Source organism: Mycolicibacterium arabiense, assembly GCF_010731815.2.
GTDB lineage: Bacteria > Actinomycetota > Actinomycetes > Mycobacteriales > Mycobacteriaceae > Mycobacterium > Mycobacterium arabiense.
Genome location: NZ_AP022593.1, coordinates 4,044,502 through 4,057,761, shown reverse-complemented (window position 1 = coordinate 4,057,761; position 13,260 = coordinate 4,044,502). Strand labels below are relative to the sequence as shown.

Genomic DNA, 13,260 nt, shown 5'->3' with positions numbered 1-13,260 from the left:
TGCTCCCGCACTCAGGCTCACCGTAGAGTCGCTGTGTTCGGGCTGAGGCCATCGGACGCCCTGAGGCGTCCCCTGACGGAAGGCGAATCTTGACTCAAGCCGCCAGTACCACTGCTCCCACGTTCGAGATCTGGCGCGGGAAGGCGTACCCCCTTGGCGCCACCTACGACGGTTCCGGCACCAACTTCGCCGTCTTCAGCGAGGTCGCCGAGCGCGTCGAACTGTGTCTGTTCGACGCCGACGGCTCGCAGATCGACTGCCTGACCCTGCCCGAGGTCGACGGATTCGTGTGGCACGGCTTCGTGCCGAATGTCGAGCCCGGCCAGCGCTACGGCTACCGCGTCCACGGACCGTACGACCCGGCGAACGGCCACCGCTGCAACCCGAACAAGCTGCTCGTCGACCCGTACTCCAAGGCGATCGACGGCAGCTTCGACTGGAACCAGTCGCTGTTCGGGTACAACTTCGGCGACGAGGACAGCCGCAACGACGACGACTCGGCCGACAGCATGCCGAAGTCGGTCGTAATCAACCCGTTCTTCGACTGGGGCACCGACCGCCCGCCGAACCACGAGTACGCCGACACCGTGATCTACGAGGCGCACGTCAAGGGTCTGACCGAGACCCATCCCGACATCCCCGAGCAGATCCGCGGCACGTACGCCGCCGTCGCGCACCCGGTGATCATCGAGCACCTCAAGTCACTCGGCATCACCGCCATCGAACTGATGCCGGTGCACCACTTCGCCAATGATTCGACGCTCATCGACAAGGGCCTGTCGAACTACTGGGGTTACAACACCATCGGGTTCCTGGCGCCCGACTCGAAGTACGCCAGCAGCCCCAACCCGGGCGGCCAGGTGCAGGAGTTCAAGGCGATGGTCCGCGCCCTGCACGAGGCGGGCATCGAGGTCATCCTCGACGTCGTCTACAACCACACCGCCGAGGGCAACCACATGGGCCCGACGCTCTCGATGCGTGGCATCGACAACGCTGCCTACTACCGGTTGGTGGAGGACGACAAGAAGTTCTACATGGACTACACCGGCACCGGTAACAGTCTCAACGTCAGCCACCCGCACTCGCTGCAGCTGATCATGGACTCCCTGCGCTACTGGGTGACCGAGATGCACGTCGACGGCTTCCGCTTCGACCTCGCCTCGACGCTGGCGCGCGAGTTCTACGAGGTGGACCGCCTGGCGACGTTCTTCGAACTCGTGCAACAGGATCCGACCGTGAGCCAGGTGAAGCTGATCGCCGAACCGTGGGACGTCGGTCCCGGTGGCTACCAGGTGGGCAACTTCCCGCCGCAGTGGACGGAATGGAACGGCAAGTACCGCGACACCGTCCGCGACTTCTGGCGCGGCGAGCCCGCCACGCTCGACGAGTTCGCCTACCGCCTCACCGGATCGGCAGACCTCTACGAGCACACGGCCCGCCGACCGGTCGCGTCGATCAACTTCGTGATCGCGCACGACGGCTTCACGCTGCGGGACCTGGTGTCCTACAACGAGAAGCACAACGAGGCCAACGGCGAGGACAACAACGACGGCGAGAGCCACAACCGGTCGTGGAACTGCGGCATCGAGGGTCCGACCGACGATCCCGAGGTGCTGGCACTGCGCGCCAAGCAGGAGCGCAACTTCCTGACGACACTGCTGCTCTCGCAGGGTGTTCCGATGATCTGCCACGGCGACGAGTTGGGCCGCACCCAGGGCGGCAACAACAACGGCTACTGCCAGGACAACGAGATCACCTGGATCAACTGGGATTCCGCGGATCCGGACCTGCTCGAGTTCACCAAGGTCGTCTCCGCGCTGCGGGCAGCGCACCCGGTGTTCCGGCGCCGCCGGTTCTTCAGCGGCAAGCCCGTCGGCCGCCGCGGTGAGGCGGGGCTGCCCGACATCACCTGGTTCACGCCCGACGGCACCGAGATGTCCGGCGAAGACTGGGGTTCCGGGTTCGCGAAGTCGGTCGGGGTGTTCCTCAACGGCCAGGGCATCCCGGACCGCGACACCCGCGGCCAGCGCGTCGTCGACGACTCGTTCCTGCTGCTGTTCAACGCCCACCACGAGCCGATCGACTTCACACTGCCGTCGGAGGAGTTCGGCGGCAGCTGGCAGGTGGTGCTCGACACCAGCGTCGGCGTCGCCGACGAGACGCCGGAACCGTCCGCTTCGGGGGGCACGTTGACGGTCGACGCGCGCTCCACCGTGGTGCTTCAAGCCCTCGTCGAGGATGCTTCCTGACGTCATCCGGGCGACCGTCGGAGCGGCGCTCGGTGACCTCGGTGGCCTGTTCGATCAGCGGGGCGTGGTCTTCAACGCGACGCTGAAGTTCGACGACGTGGCTCTGCCGGGTGGGACGACGCTCCTGCGGCCCGGCGCGCACGACGCGATCGTCCGGTTCGCGCCGGTCGGTACTGGGTCGGTGCCGCGCACCGTCTGCATCAAGGTGCCCGGCGCCTACGGCCCCGGTCGCGATCAGGACTTCCTGTTCGCGACCTCGGGTGACGGTGCACCGCTGCACCATGCGGTGTTGTCGTCGGCGAGTGCGACCGGTCTGTACTCGTCGCTGTGGCTGTATCTGGCGGGCGTGCGACCGGTGGCGTTCGGCGCGCGCGTCGCCGCCGCCGAGCCAAAGCGGGGCGACACCGTCGACTTCCTGCTGGGCGGAGTGCTGTCGCGGTTCGGCCGCATCGGCACGCTGACCCTGGGTGAACGGGCAGCCGGGAACGACGTCGAGTTCTCGGCCGGCCATGGCGGCGGTGGGCTACGGGCGCTGCCGCCCGCACTGCTCTACCGGGGCTGAGTCGGGCTCATTCGATGACGTCGAAGAACGACTCACCGTCCTCCGGTGTGCCGTCGATCTGGCCACGGGTACGGCCGTGCTCCTCGGGGTCGATGCGGTCCAGCGCATCCTCACCCGTGAGACCCAGCCCGCCGCCCGCGTCGGCGTCGTGCGAGTCGGTGGGTGACTCGCGATCGTCGGCGGAGACGTCGGGCTCCTCCTCGGCAAGCCGCTCGTCGAGCGTCTCGTCGTCCTTGGCCTCGATCCACCGTTCCGGCGGGTCGACCACTTCGTCGCCGTCGTCGTTGCGGATCTCGTCGGAGTCGAGTTCCTCGGCGGGTTCCAGGGGGTTGTCGTCGAAGCCGTCTGTCGTCATCTGATCAATGGTGCCCGACGACCCGGCGGGCCGTGCGTCAGGGCTGGCGCGGTGGCACGGTCAGGTCGAAGACGAGGTCCGTGCCCACGCGTCGCGCGGCGTAGTTGAACGCCACCCATCTGGCGATGTCGTTGTGGCTGCGGGCGTTTCGTCCCAGTTGGCTGCCGGTGCTCGTCGCGACGTAGTAGGCGATGCGGTGTTCGCTCACGTCGCGCTGGAACTGCGCGAGCGTGGGGGTCGGATCCAGGCCGGAGAAGCCGCCGATCGCCATCACGGCGGTGTGGGTGGCCAGCTCGAGTACCGCGGCGTTGGTGGACCGGTCGACCGCCGCCGACCAGTCGGTGTGCGTGGCCTCGAGCAGCGCGTCGAGGTCGACGTCGACGACGCTGCGGCCCCGCTGCGCGGTGAGCACGCCGCGGCGGGCGGGCCCGACCGATGGGGCGCCACCGTGGTGCGGGGTCACGGCCGTGGCGAACGCGTACGCCCCGCTGCCTGCCAGCGCAGCGGCCACCGCGACGGTCGCCGCCGCGGCTGCCGCGACGCGTCTGCGGGCGGGTACCCCGAGCGCGGCGGCGGCTGCGAGCACCGCCACCGCCAGCACTGCCCACCGCAGCGGAGGCAGCCAATGGGCATTGCGGCCGAGCACCCACCAGCTCCACACCCCGGTGCCCAGTGACATCAGTACGAAAAGGGCCCGTTGGTATCGGCTTTCGCGATGCACCCAGGTCTGCTGCAGCCCGATGGCGAACATCGCCGCGACCGCCGGCGCGACCGACAGGCTGTAGTAAGGGTGCACCGTGCCGTGCATGTAGCTCAGCACCAGACCGTCGACCAGCAGCCACCCGCCGAACAGGACCGTCGCGGCCCGCACCCGGTCGGTACGCGGCGCGCGGCCCCTGGCGATCACGACGACGACCACCGCGACCACCGACGCGGGCACCAACCACCCGATCTCGTAGGCGAATTCGCCCGCCAGCAGTCTCGACCACCCGCGCACCTGGGTGCCGAGGTCGGGGACGTCGGCCAGTTCGGGGACCGTCACCTCGTGGTTGCGGCCCAGGATGCGCGCCATCCCGTTGTAGCCCAGCACCAGGTTCATGAAGTCGTTGTCGGTCGAGCCGGCGAGGTAGGGCCGCGACGACGCAGGCCACCACGCCGTCAGCAGGACGAACCAGCCACCCGACGCCACCATCGCGGCGGCAGCCGCGGCGAGGTGACACAACCGCGTCCGCACCGCCACCGGCGCCGCGATCAGGTACGTGGCGGCCAGCGCGGGTGCGATCAGCAGACCCTCGAGCATCTTCGCGAGGAACGCGAGCCCCAGTGCTACTCCTGCCATCGCCAACCAGCGGGCGCCGCGGGCGGGTTCGAGCGCGCGCAGGGTGCAGTACGCGGCCGCGGTCATCAGCAGCACCATCGCGGCGTCGGGGTTGTTGTACCGGAACATCAGCACCGCCACCGGTGTCAACGCGAGCGCTGCCCCGGCGAGCATCCCGGCACGCGGCCCACCGACCCTCGCGACCGCCGCGTACAGCAGCGCTACGGTGCCGACCGCCATCAGCGCCTCGGGGACGAGCATGCTCGCGCTGCCGAAGCCGAACACCCGGCCCGACAGACCCATCACCCACTGGGCCAGTGGGGGCTTGTCGACGGTGATGAAGTTGTTCGGGTCGAGCGAGCCGAAGAGCAGCGCCTTCCAGTTCGTCGAGCCGGATTGCGTTGCGGCGGCGTAGAACGCGTTGGCCATCCCGTTGATGGTGATGCGCCACAGGTAGAGCGCGGCAGTGCCGAGCAGTAGCGCGCAGACGCCCAGCCGACGCCACCGCAGTGAGTTCTCGGTCGTCACCGGGACAGTGACGCACCGCTACCGTGGGCCTACCTGTGAGCAGGCCGAGAGTGGCCTGCGGATCGGGCGGAGGTCAGCCGACGAGCCGTTGGATCGACGCCATCGGGATCTTGAGCCACGCGGGGCGGTAGCGCGCCTCGTAACCTGCCTCGTAGACGGCCTTGTCCAGTTCGTAGGCCGCCAGCAGGTCGCCGGAGTCCCGCGGATCGGTGCCCATCGCCGCGGCGTAGCCGTCGCAGAACGCGCCGCAGTTGCGGTCGACCCACTCCCTGGCCCGCACCGCCAACGGTTCGTCGCCGCCGGGTTCCTCGCCGCCCTCTATCAGCTGCTGGTATGCGGCGTACTCGTAGGAGCGCAGCACGCCTGCGACGTCGCGCAGGGCGGAGTCGGGCCTGCGGCGTTCGGGCAGCGGTTGGCCGGGCTCCCCCTCGAAGTCGATGACGAGCCACGCCTCCGGCGTGCGGAGCACCTGGCCGAGGTGCAGGTCGCCGTGGACGCGCTGCACGACGGTCGACTGTTCGGCGAGCTTGCGGTACCGCTCCTCGATGGCCGGCGCGTACTGGGCCAGCCCGGGTACGGCGTCGGCCAGTGCGCCGAGCCGGGTGAGCAGGGTGTCGACCGGAAACGGTTCCTCGGCGGTGCCCAGTTCGGCCGCCAGCGTCTGATGCACGGTGGCGACGGCCTCACCGAGGCGGCGGGATTCGGCGACGAAGTCCGAGCCCCCGTCGGGATTGGTGACGAGGTCGCGGGTGCTGGCGGTGGCCATGTCCCACCCCTCGACCGAATTCGCGGCGAAGGCCGTGATCATCCCCAGCGCATAGGGCTCGCCGTCGATCTCGGTGTCGAACGAACCGAGCAGCCGCGCCACGTGCCCGTTGCCTGCGCGGGCCAGGACCCGGTTGAGTTCGATGTCCGGGTTGATGCCGGGGGTGACCCGACGGAACACCTTGAAGATGGCCGAGGTGCCGAAGACGACGCTGGTGTTGCTCTGCTCGGCGCCGATCACGCGGGCGGTGGCGCCCACCGGGAGGTCGGCCCCCGGCTCCTTCGAGAAGTGCAGCCCGCCCACGGTGGCGTCGCCGTCGACCAGGGACAGCAGGTGCTGCGCGGCGTTCGGGTCGTAGAGGGCGTCATACGCCGTGCGGGCTCCGTCGTGGCCGATGGTCGCGACGTCCGGGTAACCGTCGACCGGACCGTCGGTCCACCGGATCAACACCTGGTAGCGGTCCCGGGTGCCGTTGTCGTACTTCGCGTCGATCAACTTGAGGTCGAGGTCGTCGCCCAGGCGGACCGACGTCGACTCGTAGAGGCTCGACAGCACCCGGCCGCGGCCCGCGTACCACCGCTGCGCGGTCAGCCAGTTCTGCAGTGACAGCGTCACGATCGCTCTCCCAACCGGTCGCGCGGCGCGGGAATCATCACGGCGCAGACCAAAGACATTCGACGCCAAACCTTTTCGCTCGGCTTGACCCACGGCGCCGTGAGACGCGCGAGATCCACCGCTGGTCCGGCCCATCCGTCCCTCAAGCTACCCATCACCGCCGCAGTTGAATCACGACGGCAGTCGGCGTGGCCGCGGTGCAGGTAGGGTGCCGTAGTGGCCACCCGCGACTCCCGTCCCCGCGATCACGGCGACCCCGGCGACGCTCCGACCATCCCGCCGCCGCTGACACCCGTCGTGAACTCGGTCCGCCCGTCGGCCGCCGAAGAGGCGCGCACGATCGCGGCGTCGACCAACACCGGGACCCTGGCCACGCTCACGGCCACCGGTGACCCGTGGGCGTCCCTGGTGACCTACGGTCTGCACGGCGGAGCGCCGGTGCTGTGCGTCTCCAACCTCGCCGAACACGGCCGCAACCTCTCCGCCGACCAGCGCGCGAGCCTGGCCGTCGTCGCCCCCGCGACCGACACCGACCCGCTGGCCAACGCCAGGATCACGCTGGCGGGGGTGGTGTACGAGCCGACCGGCGCCGAGTACGACGAGGCGCGCCAGGCCCATCTCGACGGCGTGCCGGCCGCCAAGTACTACGTGGACTACAGCGACTTCACGCTCTGGGTGCTGCGCGTCGACCGGGTGCGCTGGGTCGGTGGCTACGGCCGCATGGACTCCGCCAGCGGCGCCGACTACGCCGCGGCCCAGCCGGACCCCGTCAGGTCTGCCGCCAGCGGTGCCGTCGCCCACCTCAACGCCGACCACGCCGACGCACTGGCCGCGATGGCCAGGACCCTCGGCGGCTACCCCGACGCGACCGCCGCGGTGTGCACGGACCTCGACCGCTACGGCCTCGACCTGCGGGTGACGTGTGACCGGGGAATCGCCTACACCCGGGTCGGGTACGCCCAGCCGATCGACTCCGCCGACGAGTTACGCGCTGCAGCGGTCGAACTGACCCGTCGCGCCCGAGAGGGCTGACGTGGTGCCCGATACGATTCGGCCATGTTCAGCGACCGACCCAATACGTGGCAAGCCGCGTTCGACCTGATCCGCACCCGCGGTTACGAGCGCCGCGAGGAGCCATTCACCTTGGCCAGCGGTCAACTCAGCCACGACTACATCGACGGCAAGTACGCCGTCGACACCGGTGAGCGGCTCTCGATCGTCAGCCGCGCGGTGGCCGACCTCGCCGAGCGCACCGGCATCGAGTTCGACGCCGTCGGCGGCCTGACCATGGGCGCCGACCCGCTCGCGCACGGGGTGGCGATGGTGACCGGCAAGGCGTGGTTCTCGGTGCGCAAGGAGCAGAAGAACCGCGGCCGCGAGCAGTGGATCGAGGGCACCCGGATCGAATCGGGCACCCGGGTGCTGCTCGTCGACGACGTGATCAGCACCGGCGGCTCCACCGAGATCGCGTTCGACCGGGTGACCGCGGTGGGTGCCGTCGTCACCGGCGTGATCCCGATGGTCGACCGCGGCGACGTCGCGGCAGGCCGATTCGCCAAGCGTGGCGTCCCGTTCGCCGCGCTGGTGACCTACCGCGACCTGGGCATCGAGCCGGTCAAGGACGTCTAGGACACCACCCGGTTTTCCCGCCGAACGTCGATTACCGTCACGCTTTTTCGAGAATTCCGTGGCGGTAACCTACGTTCGCGCAAGTCCGGGCCCGGCTACACCACCAGCAGGCGAGTCGGCTCGACGCCGACCGTCACGGGTGCGCCGGGCTCGAACGCCCGGGCTGCGGCGCTGCTGAGCTGGGCGTCGAGCACCGTGCCGTCGGGCAGTTCGACGTACACCCGCGAAATCGGCCCGAGGAACGCGACCGACTTGACCGTCGCCGTCCCCGCCGGGTCCGCGGTCACGGTCACCGACTCGGGCCGCAGCAGCGCAGTGCCCTGACCGTTGGCGATCGAGCCGTCGAGCGTCGGCACCGTCGCACCGAGCAGCAGCGCGCGACCGGCCTCGACGCGCGCGGGCACCCGGTTGTTGAGCCCGACGAACTCCGCGACGAACGGCGTGGCCGGGTTCGCGTACACCTGGGCGGGCGCCGCGAGCTGCTCGAGGCGGCCCTGGCTCATCACGCCGACGCGGTCGGCGACGGCGAGCGCCTCCTCCTGGTCATGCGTGACGAACAGCGTCGTGGTGCCCACCTCGAGTTGGACGCGCCGAATCTCGTCGCGCAGCTGCGAGCGCACCTTGGCGTCCAGCGCGGACAGCGGCTCGTCGAGCAGCAGCACGCTGGGCTCGATGGCCAGCGCCCGGGCCAGCGCGACGCGTTGCTGCTGACCGCCGGACATCTCCGCGGCGTACTTGTCGGCGTGCGCGGAGAGCCCGACGAGGTCGAGCATCTCGGCAGCGCGGGTGGATCGCTTCGACCGGTCCCGGCCGCGCACCTTGAGCCCGAACTCCACGTTCTGCAGCGCCGTCAGGTGCGGGAACAGGCTGTAGGCCTGGAACACCATGCCCATGTCGCGCTTGTTGGCGGGCACCGAGGTCACGTCGCGGCCGCCGACCGACACCGTGCCCGACGTCGCCTCGTCGAGGCCTGCCAGGATCCGCAACGCGGTGGTCTTGCCGCAGCCCGACGGTCCGAGCAGCGCGACGAATTCGCCGGGTTCGATGTGCAGGGTCAGGCCGTCGAGCGCCTTCACCGTGCCGTAGACCCGGGTGAGGTCGGTCAGCTCGACGCCGACCCCCGTGGTCACTCGGGCTTGCGCCCCCGCCCCCGTTCGTGCGCTCGTCACGTCTTGCGCCTCCGTCGGCTGAGTAGGGAAAGTGCCAGCAGCAGAACGAAACCGAACAGCAGCACGGCCAGCGAGGCGGCCACCGACGTCGGTCCGTTGGTCTTGCCGATCGCCACGATCTGCACCTGCAGCGTCTCGAAGCCCGACAGCGAGGCGATCGTGTACTCGCCGAGCACCACGGCCACCGAGATGAACGCGGCGGACAACACGCCAGAGGTGATGTTGGGCAACACCACTCGCACGATCGTCGTCGTCCACCCCGCACCGAGGGAGCGCGCCGCCTCGGCGAGGGTACGCAGGTCGATGGCCGACAGCGCGGCGTCGAGCGCCCGGTAGGCGAACGGCAGCACGATGACGACGTAGACGAACGTCAGCGTGAGCGCCGATTCGCCGAGCAGATAGGTCACCCACAGGTAGACGTTCTTGAGGCCGACGACGATCACCAGGGCCGGGATCGTCAGCGGGAGTAGGCACAGGAATTCGACGATGCCCTTGGCCCACGGCGTGCGCAGCCGCACCCAGATCATCGTGGGGACCAGGATCACCAGCATCGCGACGACGGTGAGCAGTGCGAGCAGCAGTGACGTCACGATCGCCTGGTACAGCGCGTCGTCGGCGAACAGATTGGTCCACGCCGTCCCGGTTCGCCCGCCCTGGATCAGGTTTCGGGTCGAGAAGTCCGCCATCGCGTAGAGCGGGAAGAGGAAGAACGCGGCGAACACCAGCCAGAGTGCCCCGCGTGCAACGCGCCTGGCGATCATCGCAGCCACCTGGCCGTCCGGCGCATCAGCAGGTTGTAGGCCACCATGACGATCGCGACCACCACGATCATCTCCAGCGCCAGCGCATACGCGAAGCCGGACTGCCCCAGCACGATCTCACTGGTCAGCGCCGAACGGATCAGCAGCGGCACGATCGGGCTGCCCTGGCTGACCAGCGCGGCGGCCGTCGCGTACGCGGCGAAGGCGTTGGCGAACAACAGCAGTGCCGACCCCAGGAACGCCGGGGTCAGCAGCGGCACCGCGACCTCGCGCCAGTACTGCCACGTCGACGCGCCGAGGCTAACCGCGGCCTCGCGCCACTGCTCGCGCAATCCCTCGAGCGCCGGCAGGAACACGATGACCATCAGGGGGATCTGAAAGTACGTGTACACCAGGATCAGACCGGGCAGGCCGTACAGCCAGCCCGACCCGGCCAGGTCCCACCCCAGGTGCTCGGCGGCCCACAGCGTCAGCACGCCGTTCAGGCCGATCGTCGCGAGGAACGCGAAAGCCAGTGCGACGCCACCGAACTGGGCCAACACGCTGCACAGCGACAGCACGGTCCGGCGCACCGCCGACTCCGGCGGCCGGGTGACGATGAGCCAGGCCAGCAGTGCACCGAACACCGCACCCAGCGCCGCGGTGCTGCCCGAGAGCAACACGCTCTTGCCCAGGGCGGCGAGCGCGGTGTCACCGAACAGTGCCTCGATGCGGGCGAGGGAGAACCCGGTCTCGTCGACCACTGCGCCGATGAGGACCGTCACGGTCGGAACGATCAGGAAGATCGCGACGATCGCGAAGAACGGCAGCAGCGGAAGGGAATCCCGCAGTCGTCGCAGCAGGATCAGCCGACCGCCTTCGCCCAGTTGGCCTCGAGGTACTTGGTGGCCGCCTGGTTCTGTTCCACGGTCACGATCGTCGCGGCGCCGTTGACCGGCGGCAGCAGGTCGAACGCCGCCTGATCGATCGTGCCCTTGCTGACCATCGAGTCGGCGCGCACGGGACGGGCGCCGCCCTGCAGGTACAGGTTCTGGCCTTCGTCGCTGTAGAGGAACTCCTGCCACAGCCGGGCGGCGGCGGGATGCGGCGCGTCCTTGTTGATCGCCTGATAGTAGTAGCCCGCGACCGAGGCGTTGGGCGGGATCGCCACCTTCCACGACGGGAGCTTCTTGGTCTGGGCGACGTTCAGGTAGTCCCAGTCGATGACGACGGGCGTCTGACCGGACTCGATGGTCGCGGGCGTCGGGTCGACGGGCAGGAAGTTGCCCGCTTCCTTGAGCTTTCGGAAGAACTCGACGCCGGGCGCGATGTCGTCAGGGGTGCCGCCCTGGGAGATCGCGACCATCATGACGCCGGAGAACGCGGCACCGGCCTGAGTCGGATCGCCGTTGAGCGCGACCTTGCCCTTGAACTCCGGCTTCAGCAGGTCCTCGACGCCGGTGATCGCGGGAACCTTCGACGAGTCGTAGCCGATCGACATGTAGCCGCCGTAGTCGTTGACCCACTTGCCGTCGGGGTCCTTGAAGTTGTTCGAGACGTCGTCGAAGGTCTCCACCTTGTACGGCGCGAACATATCGGTGTTGGCCAGCGCCACCGACTGCCCGAGGTCGAACACGTCGGGGGCGGTGGACTTGCCCTTCTGCTGGTTGGCGGCGTTGATCTCGTCCTGGCTGGCCGCGTCGGGCTGTGCGGAGTTGACCTTGATGCCGTACTCGTCGCCGAAGGCCTTGATGATCGCGCCGTAGTTGGCCCAGTCCGGCGGCAGGGCGATGACGTTGAGTTCGCCCTCGGCCTTGGCGGCCTCGACGAGCCCTTCCTTGCCCCCGAAGTCGGCTACCGAGGTCGCCTCGCCCGCCTTCACGCCGGATTCGGTCTCTGCACCGCCGGAGTCCTTCTCGGGTGGGGCGCACGAGGTGAGCGCGCCGGTGAGGACGAGTAGTGCTGCGCTGGCGGCCGCGGTGAGCCGGAGAGTCTTCATTGCCGAACCTTCTTATGAGCGGGCGGCGCGACGGTGGCGACGACACCAATCGACGGTGACGAAACCGGGTCGCCGGGGTGAACGGATCGACCCCGTCGGGAACCTTACCGGCGGGCCCCATCACCGGCTGAGGTTCCGGTGACACGCGTTCATCAGCAGGGCAGAACGCGTCACGATTGCGTATCGGCCGCCACCCGATGCACGTTTGTGCTGGTCGCCGCCTAGCATTGTGCGGGTGGCTGACACGGAAGCCCCGGGGGACTCCGAGTACGACGGCGACGTTCTCGCGGAGGACGGTGCCGGCGCGTTCGACGATCCGACGCCGACCGGCCCGGTGTGGGTCGAGCGCGATGCGGAGCCGTCGGAGTTCGACTACCTGCTCGACGACGCCTCCGACGTCCAGCCGACGAGTCCGTACCCGGGCGGCATGGCGTGGAGCGAGGCTGGACCTCCACCTGGTCACTTCGACGCGTTCGACGCGAACACCTGGCACTTCAAGGCCGCGCCGCCGCCGTGGTACGCCTCGACGGGGGCGAAGCTCGGCATCATGGCGGTCGCACTCGCGGTGATCGCGATGGTGGTGGCGATCGTGCTGTTGCTGGTCAGCGGGTCGTCCGACGACGAGCCGGCTCCCGCGCCGCAGACGTCGACGGAGACCACGACGGCCACCACGACGACGCCGTCGAGTGCGCTGCCGCCGCCCCCACCGCCTCCCCCGCCACCGCCGCCTGCGGCCGAGGCACCCGCACCGCAGGCGCCGGTATACCAGCGGCCACGCCAGCAGCAGCAGCCGTCGAAGAAGCCGGAGATCGGGGTGACCCGCACGCCGGTGACGCGGTCGCCGATCAGCGTGGCCCCACAGCGGCCGTCCAACCGGAACTGACCGTGACCGGCCCGGACCAGACGGACCTTCCCCGTCGCTTCGCCGCCGCACCCGTCGCCGTCCTGACCACGGTCCGTCCCGACGGCGCACCGCACGTCGTGCCGGTCGTGTTCGCCGTGCACGACGACGTCGTGTTCACCGCGGTCGACGCCAAACGCAAGTCGACGCAACGGCTTCGACGCCTGGCGAACATCGAGGCCGAACCGCGGGTGAGCATGCTCGTCGACCACTACGACGAGGACTGGAGCCAGCTCTGGTGGGTCCGCGCCGACGGCACCGCCCGGGTGCACGAAGCCGGTGAGGAGATGGCGCACGGATACGGGCTGCTGCGCGCCAAGTACTCCCAATACGACCGGATCGCGCTCGACGGCCCGGTCGTGACGGTGGCCGTGCACCGATGGAGCGGCTGGCACGCCTGAGCGCTTTCCGGGGACACGGGCACCCACG

13 protein-coding genes are annotated in these 13,260 nt (G+C 69.4%); 6 read left to right on the top strand and 7 right to left on the bottom strand.

Going from position 1 to position 13,260, the window contains the following annotated elements:
* The first annotated feature begins 89 nt into the window (after positions 1 to 89).
* Together glgX and G6N61_RS21120 are read left to right on the top strand one after the other, a co-directional pair.
* Positions 90 to 2,249 carry a glycogen debranching protein GlgX gene (gene glgX, locus G6N61_RS21125; protein WP_163920605.1) on the top strand — a complete coding sequence of 720 codons (2,160 nt, stop codon included), beginning with the start codon at positions 90 to 92 and terminating at the stop codon, positions 2,247 to 2,249.
* A complete protein-coding gene (locus G6N61_RS21120; RefSeq protein ID WP_163920603.1) occupies positions 2,239 to 2,811 on the top strand; it encodes a hypothetical protein in 573 nt (190 codons plus the stop codon). Before glgX ends, G6N61_RS21120 begins: the two co-directional genes overlap by 11 nt.
* Positions 2,812 to 2,818: 7 nt before the next feature.
* Here the strand turns inward: G6N61_RS21120 and G6N61_RS21115 are convergent, their stop codons facing one another.
* The 3 genes from G6N61_RS21115 to G6N61_RS21105 form a co-directional block, all read right to left on the bottom strand.
* Entirely contained in the window at positions 2,819 to 3,166 is a 348-nt protein-coding gene (locus tag G6N61_RS21115) for a hypothetical protein (protein WP_163920601.1), read from the bottom strand.
* A 37-nt stretch (positions 3,167 to 3,203) separates the two neighbouring features.
* Positions 3,204 to 5,012 carry an ArnT family glycosyltransferase gene (locus G6N61_RS21110; RefSeq protein ID WP_235887232.1) on the bottom strand — a complete coding sequence of 603 codons (1,809 nt, stop codon included), beginning with the start codon at positions 5,010 to 5,012 and terminating at the stop codon, positions 3,204 to 3,206.
* Between the two features lie 73 nt (positions 5,013 to 5,085).
* Positions 5,086 to 6,393 carry a maltokinase N-terminal cap-like domain-containing protein gene (locus G6N61_RS21105; RefSeq protein ID WP_235887231.1) on the bottom strand — a complete coding sequence of 436 codons (1,308 nt, stop codon included), beginning with the start codon at positions 6,391 to 6,393 and terminating at the stop codon, positions 5,086 to 5,088.
* 216 nt (positions 6,394 to 6,609) lie between these two features.
* Between G6N61_RS21105 and G6N61_RS21100 the strand changes: the two genes are divergently transcribed.
* Both G6N61_RS21100 and pyrE read left to right on the top strand, forming a co-directional pair.
* A complete protein-coding gene (locus G6N61_RS21100) occupies positions 6,610 to 7,425 on the top strand; it encodes a HugZ family pyridoxamine 5'-phosphate oxidase (RefSeq protein ID WP_163920593.1) in 816 nt (271 codons plus the stop codon).
* Positions 7,426 to 7,449: 24 nt separating this feature from the next.
* Positions 7,450 to 8,022: an orotate phosphoribosyltransferase gene (pyrE, locus tag G6N61_RS21095; protein ID WP_163920590.1), complete on the top strand. Its 573-nt coding sequence runs from the start codon at positions 7,450 to 7,452 to the stop codon at positions 8,020 to 8,022.
* Between the two features lie 95 nt (positions 8,023 to 8,117).
* On the opposite strand, the gene G6N61_RS21090 is transcribed toward pyrE, so the two are convergent.
* Genes G6N61_RS21090 through G6N61_RS21075 form a run of 4 tightly spaced genes read right to left on the bottom strand, consistent with a single transcriptional unit; the run spans position 8,118 to position 11,930 of the window.
* Positions 8,118 to 9,152: an ABC transporter ATP-binding protein gene (locus tag G6N61_RS21090; RefSeq protein WP_163924989.1), complete on the bottom strand. Its 1,035-nt coding sequence runs from the start codon at positions 9,150 to 9,152 to the stop codon at positions 8,118 to 8,120.
* Between the two features lie 35 nt (positions 9,153 to 9,187).
* The gene (locus tag G6N61_RS21085) at positions 9,188 to 9,952 is read right to left on the bottom strand and encodes an ABC transporter permease (protein ID WP_163920587.1); all 765 of its coding nucleotides are present in this window, start codon (positions 9,950 to 9,952) and stop codon (positions 9,188 to 9,190) included.
* Positions 9,949 to 10,800 carry an ABC transporter permease gene (locus G6N61_RS21080; protein ID WP_163924988.1) on the bottom strand — a complete coding sequence of 284 codons (852 nt, stop codon included), beginning with the start codon at positions 10,798 to 10,800 and terminating at the stop codon, positions 9,949 to 9,951. Before G6N61_RS21080 ends, G6N61_RS21085 begins: the two co-directional genes overlap by 4 nt.
* The gene (locus G6N61_RS21075) at positions 10,797 to 11,930 is read right to left on the bottom strand and encodes an ABC transporter substrate-binding protein (RefSeq protein WP_163920585.1); all 1,134 of its coding nucleotides are present in this window, start codon (positions 11,928 to 11,930) and stop codon (positions 10,797 to 10,799) included. The genes G6N61_RS21080 and G6N61_RS21075 overlap by 4 nt, the downstream gene beginning before the upstream one ends.
* Positions 11,931 to 12,165: 235 nt before the next feature.
* Between G6N61_RS21075 and G6N61_RS21070 the strand changes: the two genes are divergently transcribed.
* Positions 12,166 to 12,813 carry a hypothetical protein gene (locus tag G6N61_RS21070; RefSeq protein ID WP_163920582.1) on the top strand — a complete coding sequence of 216 codons (648 nt, stop codon included), beginning with the start codon at positions 12,166 to 12,168 and terminating at the stop codon, positions 12,811 to 12,813.
* A 2-nt stretch (positions 12,814 to 12,815) separates the two neighbouring features.
* Positions 12,816 to 13,232: a TIGR03668 family PPOX class F420-dependent oxidoreductase gene (locus G6N61_RS21065; protein ID WP_163920578.1), complete on the top strand. Its 417-nt coding sequence runs from the start codon at positions 12,816 to 12,818 to the stop codon at positions 13,230 to 13,232.
* The last annotated feature ends 28 nt before the right edge of the window (positions 13,233 to 13,260 follow it).

Coding starts and splice junctions, on each gene's coding strand:
- G6N61_RS21120 (WP_163920603.1), top strand. CDS start 2,239: ATGCTTCCTGACGTCATCCGGGCGACCGTCGGAGCGGCGCTCGGTGAC.
- G6N61_RS21115 (WP_163920601.1), bottom strand. CDS start 3,166: ATGACGACAGACGGCTTCGACGACAACCCCCTGGAACCCGCCGAGGAA.
- pyrE (WP_163920590.1), top strand. CDS start 7,450: ATGTTCAGCGACCGACCCAATACGTGGCAAGCCGCGTTCGACCTGATC.
- G6N61_RS21085 (WP_163920587.1), bottom strand. CDS start 9,952: ATGATCGCCAGGCGCGTTGCACGCGGGGCACTCTGGCTGGTGTTCGCC.
- G6N61_RS21075 (WP_163920585.1), bottom strand. CDS start 11,930: ATGAAGACTCTCCGGCTCACCGCGGCCGCCAGCGCAGCACTACTCGTC.